Genomic DNA, 21,816 nt, shown 5'->3' with positions numbered 1-21,816 from the left:
ACGGAAGGGGCCGCCGCACCGTGGAAACGGTGCGGCGGCCCCTGCGCGCGGAACGGGAGGGTCAGCCCGCGTCGCTCATGTGCTGGGTGACCTTCCTGCGGTACATCCAGATGCCGACACCGGCGATGACCGCGAGGACCGCCTCGAAGGCGACCGCCCCCGTGGTGTTCAGGTCGACGCCGAGCTGCGGGGAGGTGAGCAGACCGGTCACCGAGTCGCCCGCGGTGACCGCGAGGAACCAGACACCCATCATCTGGGAGCTGTACTTCGCCGGAGCCATCTTCGTGGTGACCGACAGGCCGACCGGGGAGAGGCAGAGCTCGGCGACCGTCTGGATGAAGTAGATCGCCACCAGCCACATCGGGCTGACCCGGCCGCCGTTGGCGGCGGTGTCGATCAGCGGGATCATGAAGACCACGAACGAGATGCCGATCAGCACGAGGCTGGAGGCGAACTTGACGGCGGTGCTCGGCTCCTTGCCGCGCTTGTTCAGCCACAGCCAGCCCGAGGCGACCACGGGGGCGATCGCCATGATGAAGACCGGGTTCAGCGACTGGTACCAGGACGTCGGGAAGTCGAAGCCGAACAGGGTGTTCGTCGTCGAGTTCTCGCCGAAGATCGACAGGGTCGAGCCGTTCTGGTCGTAGATCATCCAGAAGACGGCGGCGACCACGAAGAACCAGATGTAGCCCGACAGCTTGGACTGCTCGGTGGTCGTCAGTTCCTTGTCGCGCTTCATGCGCACCAGCACGGCGACCGGGATGATCAGGCCGGCGACGGTGATCGGCAGCAGCGCCCAGTCGGCGAAGTTACCGGTGACGGCGAGCAGGGTGTAGAAGACGCCCGCGACGATCAGCCAGACCAGACCCTTGCGCAGGACGGAGCGCTTCTCCTGCTCCGTCGCCGGGGTGGAGACGACATCGCTCTCCGGGCTCAGGTGGCGGGTGCCGAGCATGAACTGGGCGAGGCCCAGCGCCATGCCGATCGCGGCGAGCGCGAAGCCGAAGTGCCAGTTCACGTTCTCGCCGACGGTGCCGATGGTCAGCGGGGCGAGGAAGGCGCCGATGTTGATGCCGATGTAGAACAGCGTGAAGCCGCCGTCACGGCGCGGATCCTCCGGGCCCTTGTAGAGGTGGCCGACCATCGTGGAGATGTTGGCCTTCAGCAGGCCGGAACCGAGCGCGACGAGCACGAGCCCCGCGAAGAACGTCGCGGAGTTGGGCACGGCGAGCGTGATGTGGCCCAGGATGACCACGCCGCCGCCGATGGCGACCGTCTTGCGCGGCCCCCAGAAGCGGTCGGCCATCCAGCCGCCGGGCATGGCGAGCAGGTAGACCATCGCCATGTAGACGGAGTAGATCGCCGTCGCGGTGGTGGCGCTCATGTGCATGCCACCGGGCGCGATCAGGTAGAGCGGGAGCAGCGCCTTCATGCCGTAGAAGCTGTACCGCTCCCACATCTCGGTCATGAAGAGCGTGGCCAGGCCGCGGGGGTGGCCGAAGAACGTCTTCTCGCCGCCCGCGGTGCTCGCCGGGTCCTTCGTCAGGCTGGACGCCATGATCGATCCTTGCTTGGTCGGGACGCGTCGCCTCGTGAGCGGTACGCGCCCGGTGGGGGGAGGCCGGCACCGACGCGGGTACGCCCACCGCGTCGGGATCCACACCCGTTCCGCCCTCGTCGGCGTACGGGCCCGGCCCACAGGTCATTCACTGGACTTCCGGGCCGGCGGGTACCGGCCCCGCACACAGAAGAGACCCTCGGCGTTAAGAGCTGCCCAAGGGTCCTTGAGTAGTGCAACAGGCGTTGAAACACCATACGACACGACTGAGCGGGATATGAAAGGACTTGAGACATGGATCACAGGTCCAGGAGCGGACACACTCCCACATTCGAAGGTCCGGGTGCGAGCGGGGCGCAGACCCGCAGGGCTTCTGGATCACCTCACTCGTTGTCGTCCACGCGGACTACCATCACTGCATGACCCGTGTACTGCTCGCCGAGGACGACGCATCCATCTCGGAGCCACTGGCTCGTGCCCTGCGTCGGGAGGGTTACGAGGTCGAGGTCCGCGAAGACGGTCCGACCGCGCTCGACGCCGGCCTCCAGGGCGGCATCGACCTGGTCGTGCTGGACCTGGGGCTGCCCGGGATGGACGGCCTCGAAGTCGCCCGCAGGCTCCGTGCCGAGGGCCACACCGTGCCGGTCCTGGTGCTGACCGCCCGCGCCGACGAGGTGGACACGGTCGTCGGCCTCGACGCCGGCGCCGACGACTACGTCACCAAGCCCTTCCGGCTGGCCGAGCTCCTGGCCCGGGTCCGGGCCCTGCTGCGCCGCGGCGCCACCGAGCCCGCCCCGCAGCCCGCCACCCACGGCGTCAGGATCGACGTCGAGTCGCACCGCGCCTGGATGGGCGACGAGGAACTCCAGCTCACCGCCAAGGAGTTCGACCTGCTGCGGGTCCTGGTCCGGGACGCCGGCCGGGTCGTCACCCGCGACCAGCTGATGCGCGAGGTCTGGGACACCACCTGGTGGTCCTCCACCAAGACCCTCGACATGCACATCTCCTGGCTCCGCAAGAAGCTCGGGGACGACGCCGCCAATCCCCGCTACATCGCCACGGTCCGGGGCGTCGGCTTCCGCTTCGAGAAGAGCTGACGTACAGAAGCAGTCATGCGCCGAAGACTGATCAACTCCACCCTCGCCGTGGTGCTCGTGGTGATCGCCGTCTTCGGCGTCTCCCTCGTCATCGTGGAGACCCGCACCATCAGCAGCAGCGCCCAGGAGAGCGTCGACTCCGAGGCGCTGCGGCTGATCAGTGTCATCGAGAGCCGCCTCCTGGGTGCCGAGCGGATCAACCCCGGAGTGCTGGCCGAACAGATCGACGACAAGCGCTACGCCCTGGTCAAGATGCCCGGCCGCGCCCCCATCGAGGTCGGCGACCGCCCGGGCGGCAGCGTGATCAGCGCCACGGAGGAGGGCGAGCACGGCGAGAAGGTCACCGTCGAGGAGTCCCGCTCCGCCGTCACCCGTGAGGTCGGCCGCACCCTGATGATCATCGGCGCGGTGGCGCTGCTGGCCATCGTCTCCGCCGTGCTCCTCGCCGTACGCCAGGCCAACAAGCTGGCCTCCCCGCTCACCGACCTCGCCGAGACCGCGGAACGCCTGGGCTCGGGCGACCCGCGCCCGCGCCACAAGCGGTACGGGGTGCCGGAGCTGGACCGGGTCGCCGACGTCCTGGACTCCTCCGCCGAACGGATCGCCCGGATGCTGACCGCGGAGCGCCGGCTCGCCGCCGACGCCTCCCACCAGCTCCGTACGCCGCTCACCGCCCTCTCCATGCGCATCGAGGAGATCTCGGTGACCGACGACCCGGAGACGGTGAAGGAGGAGGCGAACATCGCCCTCACCCAGGTCGAGCGCCTCACGGACGTGGTCCAGCGGCTGCTGACCAACGCCCGGGACCCGCGGACCGGCTCCGCCGTCGTCTTCGACCTCGACGAGATCGTCAAGCAGCAGATCGAGGAGTGGCGCCCGGCCTACCGGAGCGAGGGACGGGCCATCGTCTGCTCCGGCAAGCACGGACTGAGCGCCGTCGGCACGCCCGGCGCGGTCGCGCAGGTGCTGGCCGCGCTGATCGAGAACTCGCTCATGCACGGCGGCGGCACGGTCGCGCTGCGCACCCGGGTCACCGGGAACCAGGCGGTCATCGAGGTGACGGACGAGGGCCCCGGGGTCCCCGCGGACCTGGGCGCGCGGATCTTCGAGCGGACCATCAGCGGCCGCAACTCGACGGGCATCGGCCTCGCGGTCGCCCGCGACCTGGCGGAGGCGGACGGCGGCCGCCTCGAACTGCTCCAGCAGCAGCCGCCGGTCTTCGCGCTGTTCCTCAGCAGCCAGGTGGCCCAGAACAGAAAAGAACCGGAACGCCCGGTGAGGTGACCGGGGGCGGTCCGGTGGGGAAGTCCTAGCGCCGGGCCGGATCGGCGGCCTCGACCCGGACCGCGGGCGCGGGAACGGTCGTGCCCCGCCCCTGCTGCACGAAGTCGTCCGGGCTCAGCACCGGCTCTTTGTCAGGCAGCGCCCGGAAGACCCACGTCCGGTAGGACCAGAAGCGGAACAGCGTCGCGATGCCGATGCCGATGATCTTGAAGACATTGCTCTGCACCGGGCTGTTCCAACCGAAGCCGTAGGTCGCCGCGTACAGCACACCGGTCTCGATGACCGCACCCACCGCGCTGAACAGCAGGAACAGCGTCAGCTCCCGGGTCCGGCCGCTCTTGTCGCGGTCCCGGTACGTCCAGTAGCGGAAGCCGACGTAGTTGCAGAGGATCGCGACGAACGTCGCCAGCAGACCCGCCCGCACCGTCGGGATGTCCGTGTACCGCCACAGCAGGTTGGATACGGCGATATTGACGACCAGGCCGATCGCGCCGACGACGCCGAACTTGGCGACCTCCCGGGCCAGCAGATCCAGCCGGGCCCGCAGTGCGCCCCGTTCGCTCATGGTGATCGCTAGCCCGTCTGTCGGTTCGGCTCCAGGTTCCGTCAACCCAGCCATGCTAACCAGGCCGCCCGTCGGCTGCCCGTGAGTACCGGTGGAGGTGTGGCGAGGCTGTGACACCCGCCACCCGGCCGGGTGCCCGCTCCCCGGGCCCCCGGGGCATCGTCGGACGGTCCCGGAGGGTGCGGATACCCTGGAGGAGTGACGTTCCCGGTAGTCGGCATGGTCGGTGGCGGTCAGCTCGCCCGTATGACCCACGAGGCGGGCATCCCCCTCGGCATCAAGTTCAAGCTCCTCAGTGACACCGCGCAGGACTCGGCGGCCCAGGTGGTGAGCGAAGTCGTCGTGGGCGACTATCGCGACCTGGAGACGCTGCGCGCCTTCGCGCGCGGCTGTGACGTGATCACCTTCGATCACGAGCACGTGCCCACCGAGCACCTGCGGGCCCTGGAGGCGGACGGCATCCCCGTGCGCCCCGGCCCCGACGCCCTGGTGCACGCCCAGGACAAGGGGGTGATGCGCGCGAAGCTCACCGAGATCGGCGCGCCCTGCCCCCGCCACCGCATCGTGAAGGACCCGGCCGACGCCGCGGCCTTCGCCGAGGAGGCGGGAGGCTTCCCGGTCATCCTCAAGACCGTGCGCGGCGGCTACGACGGCAAGGGCGTCTGGGTGGTCCGCTCCGAGGCGGACGCGGCCGACCCCTTCCGGGCCGGTGTCCCGGTCCTCGCCGAGGAGAAGGTCGACTTCGTACGGGAGCTGGCGGCCAACATCGTCCGCTCGCCGCACGGCCAGGCCGTCGCCTACCCGGTCGTCGAGTCCATCCAGGTCGACGGCGTCTGCGACACGGTCATCGCCCCGGCCCCCGAGCTGGACGAGCGGCTCGCGGGCGAGGCACAGCAGCTCGCCCTGCGGATCGCGGCGGAGCTCGGTGTCGTCGGCCACCTGGCCGTCGAGCTCTTCGAGACCCGCGACGGGCAGATCCTCGTCAACGAACTGGCGATGCGCCCGCACAACTCCGGGCACTGGACCCAGGACGGCGCGATCACCTCGCAGTTCGCCAACCACGTCCGGGCCGTCCTGGACCTCCCGCTCGGCGACCCGCGCCCGCGCGCCACCTGGACGGTCATGTCCAACGTGCTGGGCGGCGACTTCCCGGACATGTACCAGGCCTACCTGCACTGCATGGCCCGCGACCCGCAGCTCAAGATCCACATGTACGGCAAGGACGTGAAGCCCGGCCGCAAGGTCGGCCACGTCAACACCTACGGCGACGATCTGGCGGACGTGCGCGAGCGCGCCCGGCACGCGGCCGACTACCTGCGAGGAACGATCACCGAATGACTTCCCCCGCCTCCACCGCGCCGGTCGTCGGCATCGTCATGGGCTCGGACTCCGACTGGCCCGTCATGGAAGCGGCGGCCAAGGCCCTCGACGAGTTCGAGATCCCCTACGAGGTCGACGTCGTCTCCGCCCACCGCATGCCGCGCGAGATGATCGCGTACGGCGAGAACGCCGCGGGCCGCGGCCTGAAGGCGGTCATCGCGGGTGCGGGCGGCGCCGCCCACCTGCCCGGCATGCTCGCCTCCGTCACCCCGCTGCCGGTCATCGGCGTGCCGGTCCCGCTGAAGTACCTGGACGGCATGGACAGCCTCATGTCCATCGTGCAGATGCCCGCCGGCATCCCGGTCGCCACCGTCTCCATCGCGGGCGCGCGCAACGCGGGCCTGCTGGCCGTCCGTATCCTCGCCGCACACGACGGCGAGCTGCGGACCCGCATGACGGAGTTCCTCTCGGACCTGAACGACCAGGCCACCGAGAAGGGCAAGCGGCTGCGCAACAAGGTCGGGAACCCCGACTCCTTCGGCTTCGGGAAGTAGGCACCGTGACGGACCGGCTGGAGCACGCCCGGGAACTCCTCGCGGAGTACCCGGTCGTCGACGGGCACAACGACCTGCCGTGGGCGCTGCGCGAACAGGTCGGCTACGACCTGGCCGCCCGCGACATCGCCACCGACCAGTCGGCCCATCTGCACACCGACATCCCCCGGCTGCGTGCCGGGGGAGTCGGGGCCCAGTTCTGGTCCGTCTACGTACGGTCCGACATGGCGGGCGACGACGCCGTCGCCGCCACCCTGGAACAGATCGACGTGGTCGCCGAGCTGCTGGAGCGGTACCCCGCCGACCTGCGCCGCGCGCTGACGGCCGACGACATGGAGACGGCCCGCGCCGAGGGCCGGATCGCCTCCCTGATGGGGGCCGAGGGCGGCCACTCCATCCACAACTCGCTGGGCACCCTGCGCGCCCTGCACACCCTCGGTGTCCGCTACATGACGCTCACCCACAACGACAACATCGCGTGGGCGGACTCGGCGACGGACGCCCCGGGCGTCGGCGGACTCTCCCCGTTCGGCCACGAGGTCGTACGGGAGATGAACCGCACCGGCATGCTGGTGGACCTCTCGCACGTCGCTGCGACGACGATGCGCGACGCGCTCGCCACCTCCGCCGCACCGGTGATGTTCTCGCACTCCTCGGCGCGGGCGGTCTGCGACCATCCGCGCAACATCCCCGACGACGTCCTGGCCAAGCTCCCGGCCAACGGCGGCATCGCGATGGCGACCTTCGTGCCGAAGTTCGTGCTGCCGGAGGCCGTCGCCTGGACGATCTCCGCCGACGAGAACATGCGCGCCCAGGGACTGCACCACCTGGACACCACCGAGCGCGGGATGAAGGTCCACGCCGCGTTCGAGGCGGCGAACCCCCGCCCGATGGCGACGGTGGCCACCATCGCCGACCACCTCGACCACATGCGCGAGGCCGCCGGGATCGACCACGTAGGCATCGGCGGCGACTACGACGGCACCGCGTTCCTCCCGCGGGGCCTCCAGGACGTCGCGGGCTACCCGAACCTGATCGCGGAGCTGCTCGGCCGCGGCTGGTCCGCATCCGACCTGGCGAAGCTCACCTGGCAGAACGCCGTACGGGTGCTGCGCGCCGCCGAGGACGTGGCCCGGGACCTGCGGACCCGCCGCGGCCCCTCCCACGCGACGATCGAGCAGCTGGACGCCCCCGAGGCCTGAACCCCCGGGGCGTCGGCCGGCCGGTTCTCAGCAGGCGCAGAGACAGAACGGGTGCCCGGCCGGATCGGCGTACACCCGGAACGTCCGCTCCCGGTCCGCCGCGTCGAGCACCGTCGCACCCAGCGCCAGCGCCTCCCGCTCCGCAGCGTCCAGATCCGGCACCTTCAGGTCGAGGTGCGACTGCTGCGAGCCGTCCGCACTCGGCCACCGCGGCGGTACGAAGCCGGGCGCGGCCTGGAAGGCCAGCGGCGTGCCGAAGTCGCCGGTGAGGTCGACCCACCTGTCGTCGTTGTCCTCCATCACGGTGACCTTGCCGCCCAGCAGCCCGGCGTAGAAGCCGGCGAGGGCCAGGGGGTCCGGACAGTCCAGGACGACGGCACCCAGTGTGGCGATGGCCATGACGTTTCCTCCTTGGGCGGATCTGATCGGTCGGCGGAGAGGCGGAGACGGCGGCGGTGCGGGTCAGGCCTTCGGCCGTCCCATCGCCCGGTAGGTCCAGCCGGCCTCGCGCCACACGGCCGGGTCCAGGGCGTTGCGCCCGTCGAGGATGATGCGGTGGCCGGTGACCTCGCCCAGCGCCTCCGGGTCCAGCTCGCGGAACTCGCGCCACTCGGTGAGGTGCAGCACGACATCCGCGCCGCGCACGGCGTCCAGGGCGGTGTCGGCGTAGCCGAGGGTGGGGAAGAGCCGCCGTGCGTTGTCCATGCCCTTCGGGTCGAAGACCGTGACCTGGCCGCCCTGGAGGTGGATCTGTCCGGCGACGTTCAGCGCCGGCGAGTCCCGTACGTCGTCCGAGTCCGGCTTGAACGTCGCGCCGAGCACGGCCACGCGCTTGCCGAGGAACGAGTCGCCGCCGACGGCCTCCCGGGCCAGCTCGACCATGTGGCCGCGGCGGCGCATGTTGATGGAGTCGACCTCGCGGAGGAAGGTCAGCGCCTGGTCGGCGCCCAGCTCACCGGCGCGCGCCATGAAGGCGCGGATGTCCTTGGGGAGGCAGCCGCCGCCGAAGCCGATGCCGGCGCGCAGGAACTTCTTCCCGATGCGTTCGTCGTGGCCGATCGCCTCGGCCAGCTTCACCACGTCGCCGTCGGCGGCCTCGCAGACCTCCGCCATGGCGTTGATGAACGAGATCTTGGTGGCGAGGAAGGAGTTGGCGGAGGTCTTCACCAGCTCGGCGGTCGGGAAGTCCGTCACCACGAACGGTGACCCCTCCGCGACCGGCGCGGCGTACACCTCGCGCAGCAGCTTCTCGGCCCGCTCGCTCTCCACGCCGACCACGATCCGGTCGGGGTGCAGGGTGTCGTTGACGGCGAAGCCCTCGCGGAGGAACTCCGGGTTCCAGGCCAGCTCGGCGCCCTCGCCCACGGGGGCGAGCTCGACGAGCCGGGCCGCGAGCCGGGCCGCGGAGCCGACCGGCACGGTTGACTTGCCGACGACGAGGGCGGGCCTGGTCAGCAGGGGGGCGAGCGAGTCGAAGGCGCTGTCGACGTAGCTCATGTCGCAGGCGTACTCGCCGTGCTTCTGCGGCGTATTGGTGCAGACGAAATGCACATCGCCGAATTCGGCGACCTCTTCCCACGAGGTGGTGAAGCGCAGCCGCCCGGTGGCGCCCTCGATGCCCGCGACGTGCTTCTTCAGGATCTCCTCGAGCCCCGGCTCGTACATCGGGACCCGGCCGGCGGACAGCATCTCGATCTTCTCGGGCACGACGTCGAGCCCCAGGACCTCGAAGCCCAGTTCCGCCATGGCCGCGGCGTGGGTGGCGCCGAGATAGCCGGTGCCGATCACAGTGATCCTGAGGGCCATGTAGTGCTCCTGTGAGATGCGGACAGACGTGCGGTGAACGAGCATAGTCCTGCCTCTGAAACGTCCCATTCCGGCTGTCGTGAAGCTCACGGCCCGCGCGCGTATGCCTGGGCGGGGTGCGGCGCCTAAAATTGGGTTACTTAACGGTAGTTAGCATCTTGGGGAGTGAGCGTCTTGGCGGGTTCGACCGATTTCGACCTGTACCGTCCGGCCGAGGAGCACGACATGCTCCGGGAGACGGTGCGTGCGCTCGCCGAGGCGAAGATCGCCCCGTTCGCCGCCGCGGTCGACGAGGAGGCCCGCTTCCCGCAGGAGGCGCTGGACGCCCTCACCGCCGCCGACCTGCACGCGGTCCACGTACCCGAGGAGTACGGCGGCGCCGGCGCCGACGCGCTCGCCACGGTCATCGTGATCGAGGAGGTGGCCCGCGCCTGCGTCTCCTCCTCCCTGATCCCCGCCGTGAACAAGCTCGGCTCGCTCCCGGTGATCCTCTCCGGCTCCGAGGACCTGAAGAAGAAGTACCTGGGCCCGCTCGCCAAGGGCGACGCGATGTTCTCGTACGCCCTCTCCGAGCCGGACGCGGGCTCCGACGCCGCCGGCATGAAGACGAAGGCCGTACGCGACGGCGACTTCTGGGTCCTCAACGGCGTGAAGCGCTGGATCACCAACGCGGGCGTCTCCGAGTACTACACGGTCATGGCGGTCACCGATCCGACCAAGCGCTCCAAGGGCATCTCGGCCTTCGTCGTCGAGAAGTCCGACGAGGGCGTCTCCTTCGGCGCCCCGGAGAAGAAGCTCGGCATCAAGGGCTCCCCGACCCGCGAGGTCTACTTCGACAACGTCCGTATCCCCGCCGACCGCATGATCGGCGAGGAGGGCACGGGCTTCGCCACCGCGATGAAGACCCTGGACCACACCCGCATCACGATCGCGGCCCAGGCCCTCGGCGTCGCGCAGGGCGCCCTCGACTACGCCAAGGGCTACGTCCAGGAGCGCAAGCAGTTCGGCAAGCCGATCGGCGACTTCCAGGGCGTGCAGTTCATGCTCGCCGACATGGCCATGAAGCTGGAGGCGGCCCGCCAGCTCACCTACTCGGCCGCCGCCAAGTCCGAGCGCCTCGACGGCGACCTCACCTTCTTCGGTGCCGCGGCCAAGTGCTTCGCCTCCGACGTCGCGATGGAGGTCACCACGGACGCGGTCCAGCTGCTGGGCGGCTACGGCTACACGCGGGACTACCCCGTGGAGCGGATGATGCGCGACGCGAAGATCACCCAGATCTACGAGGGCACGAACCAGGTCCAGCGGATCGTGATGGCCCGCAACCTGCCGTAACGCGCCCGCGCACCGGCATCGCAGAGCGCCCCGCACCCGGATTCCCGGGGCGGGGCGCTCTGCCGTGCCGGTGGTCCGCGTCCTAGCCCGCGGCCCGGTCCCTGATCCCGCCGAGCACGGTGTCGAGCATCCGGTCGAACTCCGTCACGGACCCGAAGCCGTCCATGAAGGGGGCGAGGGCGGCCAGGGACGGATGGGCCCCGGCGTCGAACGCGGGCACCGGAGCCGGGCCCTCGGGCCCGTCGCCGGTGCGCGCCAGCAGGTGTCCGTTGAGGAAGCTGAACAGCACCATCGGCGCGTCCGCGACCACCCGGTCGGGCAGGCCGGCCGCACGCATCGCGGTGACCAGCCGCTCCAGGGCGGTGATGGCGACCGGTGAGGTCTGGGCGCGCGTCACCAGCAGCGGGAACACCCGGGGGTGCCGGTAGGCCATGTCGCGGTAGGCGTGCGCCGTCCGGCGGGCGACGTCCTCCCACTCACCGGCCGTGTCCTCGTCCGTGGCGGCCGCCACCTCGTCGAGCACCGCCTCGGACGCCGCGTCCAGCAGGGCCGCCTTGCCCTTGATGTGGTGGTAGATCGACATCGGGTCGACCCCGAGCTCCTGAGCGAGCCGCCGCACGCCGAAGCGCTCCAGCCCGTCGCGGTCGACCAGCGCGACGGAGGCGCGGGCGATGCGCCCGCGGTCGAGTCCCGCCGAGGTCCCCTGGGTTCGTCCGGCCACGGCCACTCCCTTTCCTTGCCAAACCTACACCGTAGAAACTACCGTGCGGATCGCAAACCTACGGCGTAGGTTTTAAGCGCCGGTCCATGAGTCCGACGAAGGAGGAGCCATGACTGAGACCACTGCCGTCGAGCGGCCGCCGGAGCCCGACTGGGAGGCGGTGACGGCCGGGGAGCTGATCGCCTACCGCGACGCGGAGAACCGCTGGCGGGCGTCCGGCGCGGCCCGGGCGTTCCTCGGCGAGCCGGATCCCGGTGCCGGGATCGGCTGGCAGGAGGTGGTGCTGCCCGGCCGCGCGCTCCCGGTCCGGGTGTACCGGCCGGCCCCCGCGCGCGACGGCGAAGGCGCCGAGGGGGCAGGGCTGCCGCTGGTGCTCCATGTGCACGGAGGCAGTTTCGTGGGGACGGCGGCGCAGTGCGACTGGGCCAACAGCCACCTCGCCGCCCGTCTGCCCGCGGTCGTCGTCTCGGTCGAGCACCGCCTCCTCGCCCCGGGGACCCCGCTGTCGGCTGCCGCCGACGACGGCTGGGACGTGCTCCGGCACGTGCTGCGGCATGCGGCGGAGTGGGGCGTCGACCCCGCGCGCACGGCCGTGTTCGGCGAGAGCTGCGGTGCGTTGATCAGCGCCCTGACGGCGATCCGGGCCAGGGAGTCCGGGCTGGAGCTCCGGGCGCAGGTGCTGGTCAACCCCGCCGTCGATGTGACCGGGACGATGTTCGACTACGCCTCGATGACCGAGTACGCGGAGAGCCCGACGCGCGCAGCACCGCTGCTGCGCTTCTTCCGGCAGCTCTCCGCCCCGCCGGGCACCGACGCACGCGCGCTCTCGCCGCTGTACGCCGACAGCCTGAGCGGGCTGGCCCCCGCGCTCGTGGTGGTGCCGACCCAGGACGCGGTGGCCGATCACGGCCGCCGCTACGCCGAACGCCTGCGGGAGGCCGGGACGCCGGCCCGGCTCACCGAGTACTCGGGCGCCCGGCACGCCTTCCTCACCCTGCCGGGCGTGGAACCCCAGGCCGAGGCCGCACGGACGGAGATCCTCGGCTTCCTCCGCGCAGCCCTCGCCGGGTGACCGGAGGAGCCGCACGACCGCAACGACCACGTGACCGGAAAGGAAGCACTCCGATGACGAAGACACGCTCCGCGCGAGGGGCGGCCGGCGCGATGTACGCGGGCCTCGGGCTCACCGTCGCGGCGACCGTCCTCCCGTACGTCGACCGCGCCACCACCCATCGGCTCGCCGACCACATCCGGGCCGGCTATCCCTCGTACACCCGGACGCGGGTCGATTCGGCCGTCACCACCTGGCTGGTCCTGCTGTCCGTCATCGGGGTCCTGGGCGTCGCGGCCTGGATCTGGACGGCCTGGGCCGTCAGGGCGGACAAACGGTGGGCCCGGCCGGCCGCGACCGTGCTGCTCGTCCTGGGCGTCGGCACCGGCCTGACCGGACTGCTCACCAGGGACACCTCGGGCGAGACCGGCCTGCCGCCGGAACTGGGCTGGGCCGGGATGGCGCCCTGCCTGGCCGCACTCCTGGCGGTCGCGCTGCTGTGGCGGCGGCCGCGGGTTCCGGGCCGGGGCTGAGGGCATCACCTCATGGTTCACCGCCGGCCACCACGCACCACGGAGGAAGAGACAGTGCTGAAGCGCATCGGGATCATCGGGGTGGGCGAGATCGGCCGCGCCCTCGTGGCGGGGCTCTGCGACGGCGTCGAGAAGCCGCCGCAGGTGTTCCTCTCCCCACGCGGGGCCGGTACGGCCGCTGAGCTGGCCGCGCGCCACCCCGACGTACGGGTCTGCGCGGACAACCAGGAGGTGGCGGACCGCGCGGAGGTGCTGGTCATCGCCGTACGCCGCCGGGACCGGCACGAGGCGCTCGCGGGCCTGCGGGTGGCCGACGGCACGACCGTGATCAACGTGATGGCCGGCGTGGCCACCGAGGAACTGCGCCGGATCCTGGACACCGGCGCCGCGCTCGTCCGGGCGATCCCGCTGCCCGCCGTACGCGAACGCCGCTCCGTCACGGTCGTCCACCCGTCGCACCCGGTGGCGGACGCCCTCTTCGACGAGCTGGGCGGGGCCCTCCCCGTCTCGGACGAGGCGGCCTTCGACGTCTTCTCCGCGCTCACGGGGACTCTGACCGCCCACTACGCGTACCTCGCCACGCTCACGACGTGGGCCGCGGACCACGGCATCGCCTCCGCCGACGCCGACCGCTACGTCCGCGGACTCTTCCGGGGCGTCGGCCGCACCCTGAGCGACGACACCCGCTCCCTGCGGCAGCTCGCCGCCGACCACGAGACCCCCGGCGGGAACAACGAACGCGTCCGCACCACGTGGTTCGGCCCGGCCAACGCCGAGGCGCTCGGCAGCACCCTCGACGGCCTCCTCGCGGACCTGCGGCAGCCCCGGGCCTGACGTGCGGCGAAGGCCGGGCCCGAGGGCCCGGCCAGGACCCGCTGAGGCATGATCATGGGCATGGGACACCCTCATCTGCCGACCACCGAAGCCGCCGTCACCGCAGTCCGTGAGGTCGCGCGCACGTACAACCTGGAGCTGACCGTCACCGACGACATCGGGGCCGACCAGACCTCCCGGCGCACCTCGGCGGGCGCCTTCGCGGTGCTGGACACGGACGGGTCGCTCCCGCACGAGGCGTTCATCGAGCTGGGCGGCGCACCCGCCGTCACCGTCCAGGTCTTTCCCGAGGACGACGCGAAGATCACCGTCGACGGGGTGGAGTTCGCGGACCTTCCCCGCGACTCCGTGCCGGCGTTCCTGCGCTCCGTGTACGGCGGGACGGCCTTCGTGAAGGGGAAGTTCTTCCCGCCCGGCCAGTGGCTCGTCGTCCCGCTGCCCGGCGACGAGACCTACAGGGAACTCGTACCGCGCACCATGCTCAGCCCCTGGCTCTCCCGCAACTTCCGTGGCTGAGGACGGCACGGGCGGCACCGCGGGGGCTTCTGGAATCGGCCGGATGACCCACGGCATCGCCTCCGACCGCCCTGTCGTCGTCCCCGCCGACCCCGCGTGGGAGCAGCGCGGCCGGGCCCTGGCCGACCGGCTGCGCGCGGAGATGGGCCCGGCCGCGCTGCGCGTCGAGCACATCGGCTCCACCGCGATTCCCGGCATGGCGGCCAAGCCGGTCTTCGACCTCCAGGCCAGCGTCGCGGACCTCGGGGCGGCGGCCCTCGCCTTCGAACTCCCGCTGGCCCGGCTGGGCTTCGGCCGTTCCCCGTACGAACGCGACCACGTCCCCGCGGGCTCCGGCGACGATCCGGCGCGCTGGGCCAAGCGTCTCTGGGTGCGCCGGGGTGGTTCCGGTGCGGCGGCCGAGGACGTCAACCTGCATGTGCGGGTGGCCGGTTCGCCCAACGAGCGCCTCGCGCTGCTGTTCCGCGACTGGTTCCGGGCCCACCCGGAGGCCGTGCCCGCCTATGCGGCGTTCAAGCGGACCCTCGCCGCGTCGGTCCCGGACACCGGGACGTACGCGGACGTCAAGGACCCGGTGGTGGACCTGGTGGTCACCGTGGCGGAGCCCTGGGCGCGGGCGACGGGCTGGACGCCGTAGCGGCCGTCTTCGGACAGTCGCGGACGCCGCGGCCCGTCGGTTGGTCCAGGCAACCGTGACGGAGCATGCATGCGCGGTAAGTCCCCTTGCGCACAAGGGGCGTTGCTTCCCGCCTACAATCCTGCGGTGATCACGCCGACCGGCGTGCCCGAAAGGACCGACACGTTGTCCACGCACATACCGGGGCGCAGACCCCGGGCCCGTACCCGTCCGCACTCCATGAGCCGACGGGCGGGCCGATGTCACTGAGCGACGAGAGACGGCAGGCGGCGGCGGTGTCCGACCTTCCCGCGCCGCTCGCCAGGCTGCTCTGGCGGCAGCACACCGTCTACCGCGAGCGCGGCGGCACCGTGGTGATCCGCGGCGAGGACGCCGGCCGGTGGATCAGCCTGACGGCCCACGGGGTGGGCCGGGTTCGCGTCCGCACCGGCCGCATCCTGGACGGCGGCACCACCGCCCCGGCCCGCGCGGAGACCACCGTCCCCCTGGACGGCGACATCGCCCGTCTCGCGGCCTGCTGCCGCGCCCTGCTGGCCGAGACGGCCGACGCGGGGACGCCGGGGACTCAGGCGCCCGCCCCGGCACGCGGCGGACGGTCCCGGAACGGCTCCCGGAACGGTTCGCGGAAAGGCTTCCGGCGGGGCAGGAGCGGGCGGGGCACGACCGTGCTGGTCTGCGCCGCCGTGGTCGTCGGGCTGATCGCCGCATCGATGTTCGGATGAGCGGCGCGCCTTCATGAGCCGCGCCCGGTGGCGTACCTTCCCTGTCCATGACGGACATCGACAGACTGACCGGCCTGTTCGAGGCGCTGGGGGCCGAAGACGCCCCGGGCTGGGCCGAGTCGGAGGCCGAGGAGAACCTTCCTCAGCTGGCCCGGTACCGGTTCCTGCGCATGGTCTGGCAGGACATCGACGCGTGGAGCACTGCGGCCCCCGACTGGGTCGGGGCCTACCGGAAGGAAGGTCTGGCGGGCGGGGCCGTGGAGCGTGCGGTGCGGCTCGGGCTGACGGCCGGTGAACTGGGGGAGATAGCGCGGGAGGTGGCCAAGGAGACCGCGTTCGGTCTCCTCTACGGGCTGGCCGAACCCGCCGACGGCGATCTCCCGCCGGAGACCGAGGCGGAACTGCCCGGCTGGTGCCTGGCGGAACTGTCACCGGAGGGCCGGCCGACGGGCCGGATCCTGGACGCGCTCCACGAGGACCTGGACGAGGCGGAGCCGCAGGGCCCGGCGGGAGGTGCCTCGTGACCGCGTTCGACGTGAGCGAGCGGCGGATCTGGGACGGTCACGCCGAGAGCTACGCCCGCACCTTCGCCCGCCTCTGCGCCCACACGGTGCCCGCCCTGCTGGACGCCGCGGACACCGGCGCCGGGACGCGCCTGCTCGACGTGGGGTGCGGCAGCGGCAGCGTGACGGTGGCCGCCGCCGGGCGCGGTGCCGTCGTACGGGCCGTGGACGCCGAACCGGGCATGGTGGCGGCGACCAGGCGGGCGGCCCCCGGGGCCGAGGTCCGCTCCGGCTCGCTGCCCCAGCTTCCCTACCCGGACGGTGAGTTCGACGCCGTCGTGGCCAACTTCGTGCTCAACCACGTCGGCCGGCCGCTGGACGCGCTCGTCGAGATGCGCCGCATCACCCGCCACGGCGGCCGGATCGCCGTCACGGTCTGGCAGGTGCCGAACGCCCCGGGCCAGGCGCTGATCGGCCGCGCCGCGCAGGCCGCAGGACTGACCCGGCCCGACTGGCTGGCCACGGTCGACGAGGAGCACAACTTCCCGCGCACCCCGGACGGTCTGGGCGCCCTGCTGACGGCGGCCGGACTCGGGGACGTACGCGGCACGTCGCTGTCCTGGGACCACCGGAGCGGTGCGGACGAGTGGTGGGCCGGACCCGCGTCCGGCGTGGCCGCGATCGGGCAGCTGGTCAACAGCCGGGGGCCGCAGGGGGTGGCCGCCGCCAAGCGGGAGTACGACGTCATGTGCCGGGAGTTCGAGGGCGAGGACGGGCTGTTGACGCTTCCGCACGTGGCGGTGCTCGCCCACGGGAGGGTGTAGCCGCACAGCGAAGGGCCCGGACGCTTCCGCCGTCCGGGCCCCCGCCGATGTCCGCCCGCGGTCAGCTGCCGGTGACCGTGACCTTCTCGTCGTTGTTCAGCTGCTCGACCAGCTGCTTGACCTTGGCCTTGTCCCAGACCAGGTTGCCGCCCGTGGAGCCGGAGATCGGCATGTTGAGCGAGGCGCCGTCGCCGCCGGTGACGCCCTTCATGGCGAAGAACATCTGGCCCAGGGACCAGAGCGACATGTCCTTGTCGACGACGAGGGTGTCGAGACCGGCGCCCATCGTCGGGTACAGCTTGAACGGGTTGAGGATCGTCGACGCCGTGGCCGTCTGGCTCGCCAGCGCCGCGAGGAACTTCTGCTGGTTCTTCGTACGGTCCAGGTCGGAGGTGAAGGCGTGCCGGGTCCGCACGAAGGCGAGCGCCTGCTGGCCGTCGAGGGTCTGCTTGCCGGCCTGGAAGTCGGCGCCGGAGTACTTGTCCTTGAACGCCTTGGGGATGTCCAGCTCCACGCCGCCGATCGCGTCCACGATCTTGGCGAAGCCGCCGAAGCCGATCTCGACGTAGTGGTCGATGTGCAGCCCGGTGTTGAACTCGACCGTACGGACCAGGAGTTCGGGTCCGTCCTCGGCGTACGCGGCGTTCAGCTTGGTGGTGCGGCCCTTGCCCTCGAACCGCTTGCCCGATTCGGAGCCGACGAACGAGGGGATCTCGACGTTCGAGTCACGGGGCAGCGAGACCAGCGTCGGGCCGTTCGAGCCGTCGTGCAGGATCATCATCGAGTCGGTCCGCTTGCCCTCGGCGGAGCCCGTGTGGAGCTTCTTCTTGTCCTCGGACGTCATGCCCTCGCGGCTGTCGGACCCGACGATCAGATAGTTCGTGCCGTCGCCGCTCTTCGGCCGCTCGATGACCTTGGAGAGGTCGACGTCGCGCTTCAGCTTGGAGTCGGCCCAGAAGTACGTGCCGACGGAGACGGCGAGCACCACGACCACGAGGCTCAGCACGCCGATCTTGATCCGGCGGCCCCAGTTCGGCGCGGCCCCCGGCCGGCCCTGGACATAGCCGCTGTCGCCCGGCCCGCTCCCGTGCCCACCACCGCGGCCGCCGTTGCCGCCGCCGTAGACCTGGCCCGTGTTGTAGCCGCTGTCGTACTCCGGGGAGTCGCCGTAGCCGCCGGGCTGCTGCGGCAGCTGCGGCTGCCTCGGCGGCGCCGGGCGCTGCTGGGGCGGGGCGGGGCGCCGCTGGACGTGCGGCATCGAGCGGGCGCTCTCGGGCCGGTCGCTCGCGCTTCCCTGCCCGTAGCGGTTTCCGCTGCGGTCGTCGCCGTTCCAGCCCTCGGGCCTATCGTTCATGCGATCCAGTGTGCAGGTCCGGGCCACTGCTATTACAGGGTGTGAGGGAAATCGGACCAGGGCTGTTGCCAAGCTGATGCATTGCGACGCACTCGTGGCCCCCGCATAAGGTGGAGGGCATGACAGATCAGGCCCCGCACCCGGAGGGTGACATTCCGGGCAAGCCGACCGCGGCGTCCCGGACCACCCTCAGCCACATCATGACCGGCAGCGACACGAACCTGCTGGGTACGGTGCACGGCGGCGTGATCATGAAGCTGGTCGACGACGCGGCGGGCGCGGTGGCCGGCCGGCACTCCGGCGGCCCCGCGGTGACGGCTTCGATGGACGAGATGGTCTTCCTGGAGCCGGTCCGCGTCGGTGACCTTGTTCACGTCCGGGCTCAGGTGAACTGGACCGGCCGCTCCTCCATGGAGGTCGGCGTCCGGGTCATGGCCGAGCGGTGGAACGAGTCGACCCCCGCCCAGCAGGTCGGCAGCGCGTACCTGGTGTTCGCGGCGGTCGACGCGGACGGCAGGCCGCGCCGGGTGCCGCCGGTCGTCCCGGAGACGGAACGCGACAACCGGCGCTACCAGGAGGCGCAGATCCGCCGTACCCACCGGCTGGCCCGCCGCCGCGCGATCAAGGAGCTGCGCGAGAAGCGCGCGGCCGACGGCATCGAGGACTGAGGGCCCCGCGAGGGCCCCGCAAGCCTCGGGTCCTTACGGGCAGGCCACCTCGTCGCCCTTCACCGCGCCGAACCTGCCCGGATCGGGCTCCTCGGCCCGGACCCGCTCCACCGCGCGGTAGTCCGCGCCCGCGGTCACCTTCATCGTGCCGCCCTGCCCCTTCACGGCCTTCAGCTCGGCACCCGGCAGCGCGGCGGACAGGGATTTCGCGGACCGGTCCCAGCGCGGGTCGTACGTGATCAGGGTGTGCTTGAGGTCGCGCTGCGGCGCGGTGAGCGGGGCGCGGGTGGTGTTGAAGCCGGTGGCGTGCAGCGCCGCGTCGACCGTGGAGCCCAGGCCGTCCTTCGGGGTGCCGTTGTAGACCTGCACCCGGATCTGCTGCGGGGCGACGTCGACCTTCTTCGCCGGCGCCTGCTTGGGCCGGGCGACGGTCAGCGGTTTGTCGTCCCGCAGCGCCTGGAACAGCTGCTTCGACTTCTTCGGGTCCCATTTGACCGTCGAGCCGATGCCCTTGACCTGGTACGCGACGTTCCCCATCGGCACCGAGGTGAATTCGGACGAGGCGGCGGAGAAGCCCCGCATCGCCTGCCCGAGGTCCAGCATCTGCTCCGTACCGAAGCCCTTGTCGGCCCGGACCGACCTCAGCATCGTCGAGGCGACCTCGCGGAACTTCACCGGGTTGAGCAGCACACCGCTGCTGGTCGCCTGCTTGATCAGCGAGGCCATGAACTTCTGCTGGCGCTGCATCCGGCCCAGGTCGGCGGCGCCGTCGATGTGCCGGGAGCGGACGTACTGGAGTGCCTGGCCGCCGTCCAGCTCATGGGTGCCGGCCGCGAGGTCGAGTCCGGTGTACGAGTCCTTCATCGGCCGGGTGGTGCAGATCTTCACCTTGCCGAGCGTGTCCACCGTCGTCATGAAGCTGGTGAAGTCGACCTCCAGGTAGTGGTCGACCTTGACGCCCGTCATGTGCTCGACGGTCCGCACGGTCAGATTCGGGCCGCCCTCGGCGTAGGCGGCGTTCAGCTTCACCGGGTGGGCCGCGTGCTCCTTGCCGGTGGTCCGGTCCCGGTGCGCGGGGATCTCGGCGTAACTGTCGCGCGGCAGGCTGACGATGCTGGCGCGCTCCTTGTCCGCGGACAGGTGCACCAGCATGATCGTGTCGGTGCAGTGGCAGGGCGCACCGCCCAGCCGGTACTTCTTCTTCTCCGCCGCCGTGATCTTGTCGCGGCCGTCGGTGCCGACGAGCAGCAGATTCATGCCGTTGCCGGCCCGGGGCCGGTTCTTCATGTCCTTGAACGGGTCGATCCGGTCGATGCCCGTCTCCAGGTTGGTCACCACGGCATGGCCGATACCGCCGGCGCCGAGCACCAGAACGGAGAGCCCGGTCGCCACCCGCATGCCCCAGCGCGGTCTCTCGTCCTGCTTTCTGGGCCGCCTGCGCTGCGGGGGAGCGGCACGGGGCCGCGGCGGACGGGGGGAGCGGTGCGGCGTGGGCACGGGGGGACACCTCCGCGGTGCAAGGGGATCTGTCGCACGGTAGGCCCATACGATCTGCATCCCGGGAAGCAGACCGGCGGCGCGCGCCCCTGTCCCCCATTCGCGGTAACGTGGCGGCCGAATACCGCCGCCTGGAGGGGTGCGAACCCCCGGCGCCCCCGAGGACCCCCCGAGGACCACATGTCTGCCGCGCAGCACCCCGCCGTCTCCGTGATCATGCCGGTTCTCAACGAGGAGCGGCACCTCCGGAACTCCGTCCGGCACATCCTGGAACAGGAGTACGCGGGCGAGATGGAGGTGGTGATCGCGCTCGGCCCGTCCACGGACCGTACCGACGAGATCGCCGCCGAGCTGGTCGCGGAGGACCCCCGGGTCCAGACCGTGCCGAACCCCACCGGCCGCACCCCCGCCGCGCTCAACGCCGCGATCAAGGCCTCCAGCCACCCCGTAGTGGTGCGCGTCGACGGCCACGGCATGCTCTCGCCGAACTACATCGCGACCGCCGTCCGGCTCCTGGAGGAGACGGGCGCGCAGAACGTCGGCGGCATCATGCACGCGGAGGGCGAGAACGCCTGGGAGGACGCCGTCGCCGCGGCCATGACGTCGAAGATCGGCGTCGGCAACGCCGCCTTCCACACGGGCGGCGAGGCGGGACCGGCCGAGACCGTGTACCTGGGTGTCTTCCGGCGGCAGGCCCTGGAGAAGGCGGACGGCTACAACATCGAGTTCATCCGCGCCCAGGACTGGGAGCTGAACTTCCGCATCCGCGAGGCCGGCGGGCTGATCTGGTTCTCGCCCGAGCTGCGGGTGCAGTACCGCCCGCGCCCCTCCGTGCGGGAGCTGGCCAAGCAGTACAAGAACTACGGCCGCTGGCGCCACGTCGTCGCGCGCTACCACTCCGGCTCGATCAACCTCCGCTACCTCGCCCCGCCGACCGCCGTCGTCGCCATCGCGGCGGGCCTCGTGGTGGGCGCGGCCGTCACCCCGTGGGCGCTGGTCGTCCCGGCCGGTTACGTCGCGGCGATCGTCGCGGGCTCCCTGCCGGCGGGCAAGGGCCTGCCGCTGAAGGCCCGGGCGCAGATCCCGGTGGCGCTGGCAACCATGCACATGTCGTGGGGCTACGGCTTCCTGACGAGCCCGCGCTCGCTGGCGAAGCGGGTCATCGCGAGCCGGCGGCCGGCGGTCGCCGCGCCGGGCGCGCCGGTGGCCTGACCGGCAGAGACGACGAGAAGGGGCGC

At 71.5% G+C, this 21,816-nt stretch carries 23 protein-coding genes; 16 read left to right on the top strand and 7 right to left on the bottom strand.

Annotated features, from left to right (window positions below; genetic code table 11):
- Window positions 1-61 precede the first annotated feature (61 nt).
- Window positions 62-1,558, bottom strand: coding sequence for a peptide MFS transporter (locus OG408_RS15575; protein WP_326670388.1), 1,497 nt, complete (start codon window positions 1,556-1,558; stop codon window positions 62-64).
- A 419-nt stretch (window positions 1,559-1,977) separates the two neighbouring features.
- Between OG408_RS15575 and OG408_RS15570 the strand changes: the two genes are divergently transcribed.
- Together OG408_RS15570 and OG408_RS15565 are read left to right on the top strand one after the other, a co-directional pair.
- Window positions 1,978-2,655: a response regulator transcription factor gene (locus OG408_RS15570; protein ID WP_018524728.1), complete on the top strand. Its 678-nt coding sequence runs from the start codon at window positions 1,978-1,980 to the stop codon at window positions 2,653-2,655.
- A 15-nt stretch (window positions 2,656-2,670) separates the two neighbouring features.
- Complete coding sequence (locus OG408_RS15565; protein ID WP_266779607.1) at window positions 2,671-3,939, top strand: ATP-binding protein; 1,269 nt, start codon at window positions 2,671-2,673, stop codon at window positions 3,937-3,939.
- Between the two features lie 25 nt (window positions 3,940-3,964).
- Here OG408_RS15565 and OG408_RS15560 read toward each other — a convergent pair whose 3' ends face one another.
- On the bottom strand, window positions 3,965-4,504 hold the full coding sequence (locus tag OG408_RS15560; RefSeq protein ID WP_266779605.1) for a GtrA family protein: 540 nt from the start codon (window positions 4,502-4,504) through the stop codon (window positions 3,965-3,967).
- Between the two features lie 198 nt (window positions 4,505-4,702).
- On the opposite strand from OG408_RS15560, the gene OG408_RS15555 reads away from it, so the two are divergent.
- Genes OG408_RS15555 through OG408_RS15545 form a run of 3 tightly spaced genes read left to right on the top strand, consistent with a single transcriptional unit; the run spans window position 4,703 to window position 7,580 of the window.
- Window positions 4,703-5,842 (top strand): 5-(carboxyamino)imidazole ribonucleotide synthase, encoded by a 1,140-nt coding sequence (locus OG408_RS15555; RefSeq protein ID WP_326670386.1) that lies wholly within the window; start codon window positions 4,703-4,705, stop codon window positions 5,840-5,842.
- The gene (gene purE / locus OG408_RS15550) at window positions 5,839-6,378 is read left to right on the top strand and encodes a 5-(carboxyamino)imidazole ribonucleotide mutase (RefSeq protein ID WP_266779601.1); all 540 of its coding nucleotides are present in this window, start codon (window positions 5,839-5,841) and stop codon (window positions 6,376-6,378) included. Before OG408_RS15555 ends, purE begins: the two co-directional genes overlap by 4 nt.
- 5 nt (window positions 6,379-6,383) lie before the next feature.
- Window positions 6,384-7,580 carry a dipeptidase gene (locus tag OG408_RS15545; RefSeq protein ID WP_266779599.1) on the top strand — a complete coding sequence of 399 codons (1,197 nt, stop codon included), beginning with the start codon at window positions 6,384-6,386 and terminating at the stop codon, window positions 7,578-7,580.
- A gap of 27 nt (window positions 7,581-7,607) precedes the next feature.
- Here the strand turns inward: OG408_RS15545 and OG408_RS15540 are convergent, their stop codons facing one another.
- Together OG408_RS15540 and OG408_RS15535 are read right to left on the bottom strand one after the other, a co-directional pair.
- Window positions 7,608-7,979 (bottom strand): VOC family protein, encoded by a 372-nt coding sequence (locus OG408_RS15540; protein WP_285564894.1) that lies wholly within the window; start codon window positions 7,977-7,979, stop codon window positions 7,608-7,610.
- Window positions 7,980-8,042: 63 nt separating this feature from the next.
- Window positions 8,043-9,386 carry a UDP-glucose dehydrogenase family protein gene (locus OG408_RS15535; protein WP_266779595.1) on the bottom strand — a complete coding sequence of 448 codons (1,344 nt, stop codon included), beginning with the start codon at window positions 9,384-9,386 and terminating at the stop codon, window positions 8,043-8,045.
- A 174-nt stretch (window positions 9,387-9,560) separates the two neighbouring features.
- Here OG408_RS15535 and OG408_RS15530 point away from each other — a divergent pair, with 174 nt between their 5' ends.
- Entirely contained in the window at window positions 9,561-10,718 is a 1,158-nt protein-coding gene (locus OG408_RS15530; protein ID WP_266786201.1) for an acyl-CoA dehydrogenase family protein, read from the top strand.
- A gap of 82 nt (window positions 10,719-10,800) precedes the next feature.
- On the opposite strand, the gene OG408_RS15525 is transcribed toward OG408_RS15530, so the two are convergent.
- Window positions 10,801-11,439: a TetR/AcrR family transcriptional regulator gene (locus tag OG408_RS15525; RefSeq protein WP_266779593.1), complete on the bottom strand. Its 639-nt coding sequence runs from the start codon at window positions 11,437-11,439 to the stop codon at window positions 10,801-10,803.
- A 109-nt stretch (window positions 11,440-11,548) separates the two neighbouring features.
- On the opposite strand from OG408_RS15525, the gene OG408_RS15520 reads away from it, so the two are divergent.
- The 8 genes from OG408_RS15520 to OG408_RS15485 all read left to right on the top strand — a co-directional run bounded on the left by OG408_RS15520 (window position 11,549) and on the right by OG408_RS15485 (window position 17,059).
- Entirely contained in the window at window positions 11,549-12,511 is a 963-nt protein-coding gene (locus OG408_RS15520) for an alpha/beta hydrolase (protein ID WP_326670383.1), read from the top strand.
- 53 nt (window positions 12,512-12,564) lie between these two features.
- A complete protein-coding gene (locus OG408_RS15515; RefSeq protein ID WP_326670381.1) occupies window positions 12,565-13,023 on the top strand; it encodes a hypothetical protein in 459 nt (152 codons plus the stop codon).
- Window positions 13,024-13,077: 54 nt separating this feature from the next.
- Complete coding sequence (locus OG408_RS15510; RefSeq protein WP_326670379.1) at window positions 13,078-13,857, top strand: NAD(P)-binding domain-containing protein; 780 nt, start codon at window positions 13,078-13,080, stop codon at window positions 13,855-13,857.
- A 60-nt stretch (window positions 13,858-13,917) separates the two neighbouring features.
- Window positions 13,918-14,373: a hypothetical protein gene (locus OG408_RS15505; protein WP_266779588.1), complete on the top strand. Its 456-nt coding sequence runs from the start codon at window positions 13,918-13,920 to the stop codon at window positions 14,371-14,373.
- A 43-nt stretch (window positions 14,374-14,416) separates the two neighbouring features.
- A complete protein-coding gene (locus OG408_RS15500) occupies window positions 14,417-15,010 on the top strand; it encodes a GrpB family protein (RefSeq protein WP_326670377.1) in 594 nt (197 codons plus the stop codon).
- A 275-nt stretch (window positions 15,011-15,285) separates the two neighbouring features.
- The gene (locus OG408_RS15495) at window positions 15,286-15,732 is read left to right on the top strand and encodes a hypothetical protein (RefSeq protein WP_266779584.1); all 447 of its coding nucleotides are present in this window, start codon (window positions 15,286-15,288) and stop codon (window positions 15,730-15,732) included.
- 47 nt (window positions 15,733-15,779) lie between these two features.
- Window positions 15,780-16,256, top strand: coding sequence for a hypothetical protein (locus tag OG408_RS15490; protein WP_266779582.1), 477 nt, complete (start codon window positions 15,780-15,782; stop codon window positions 16,254-16,256).
- The gene (locus tag OG408_RS15485) at window positions 16,253-17,059 is read left to right on the top strand and encodes a class I SAM-dependent methyltransferase (protein ID WP_326670373.1); all 807 of its coding nucleotides are present in this window, start codon (window positions 16,253-16,255) and stop codon (window positions 17,057-17,059) included. The genes OG408_RS15490 and OG408_RS15485 overlap by 4 nt, the downstream gene beginning before the upstream one ends.
- Before the next feature lie 61 nt (window positions 17,060-17,120).
- Here OG408_RS15485 and OG408_RS15480 read toward each other — a convergent pair whose 3' ends face one another.
- A complete protein-coding gene (locus tag OG408_RS15480) occupies window positions 17,121-18,413 on the bottom strand; it encodes an LCP family protein (RefSeq protein WP_326670371.1) in 1,293 nt (430 codons plus the stop codon).
- A 119-nt stretch (window positions 18,414-18,532) separates the two neighbouring features.
- On the opposite strand from OG408_RS15480, the gene OG408_RS15475 reads away from it, so the two are divergent.
- Window positions 18,533-19,081, top strand: coding sequence for an acyl-CoA thioesterase (locus OG408_RS15475; RefSeq protein WP_266779576.1), 549 nt, complete (start codon window positions 18,533-18,535; stop codon window positions 19,079-19,081).
- 33 nt (window positions 19,082-19,114) lie between these two features.
- Here the strand turns inward: OG408_RS15475 and OG408_RS15470 are convergent, their stop codons facing one another.
- Window positions 19,115-20,638 carry an LCP family protein gene (locus OG408_RS15470; RefSeq protein WP_442806031.1) on the bottom strand — a complete coding sequence of 508 codons (1,524 nt, stop codon included), beginning with the start codon at window positions 20,636-20,638 and terminating at the stop codon, window positions 19,115-19,117.
- Between the two features lie 120 nt (window positions 20,639-20,758).
- Between OG408_RS15470 and OG408_RS15465 the strand changes: the two genes are divergently transcribed.
- A complete protein-coding gene (locus tag OG408_RS15465; protein ID WP_326670366.1) occupies window positions 20,759-21,790 on the top strand; it encodes a glycosyltransferase family 2 protein in 1,032 nt (343 codons plus the stop codon).
- The last annotated feature ends 26 nt before the right edge of the window (window positions 21,791-21,816 follow it).

This window comes from Streptomyces sp. NBC_01257 (assembly GCF_035917255.1).
GTDB lineage: Bacteria > Actinomycetota > Actinomycetes > Streptomycetales > Streptomycetaceae > Streptomyces.
Note: the sequence above shows the minus strand (reverse complement) of the source record. Positions and strands in the feature narration are given on the sequence as shown.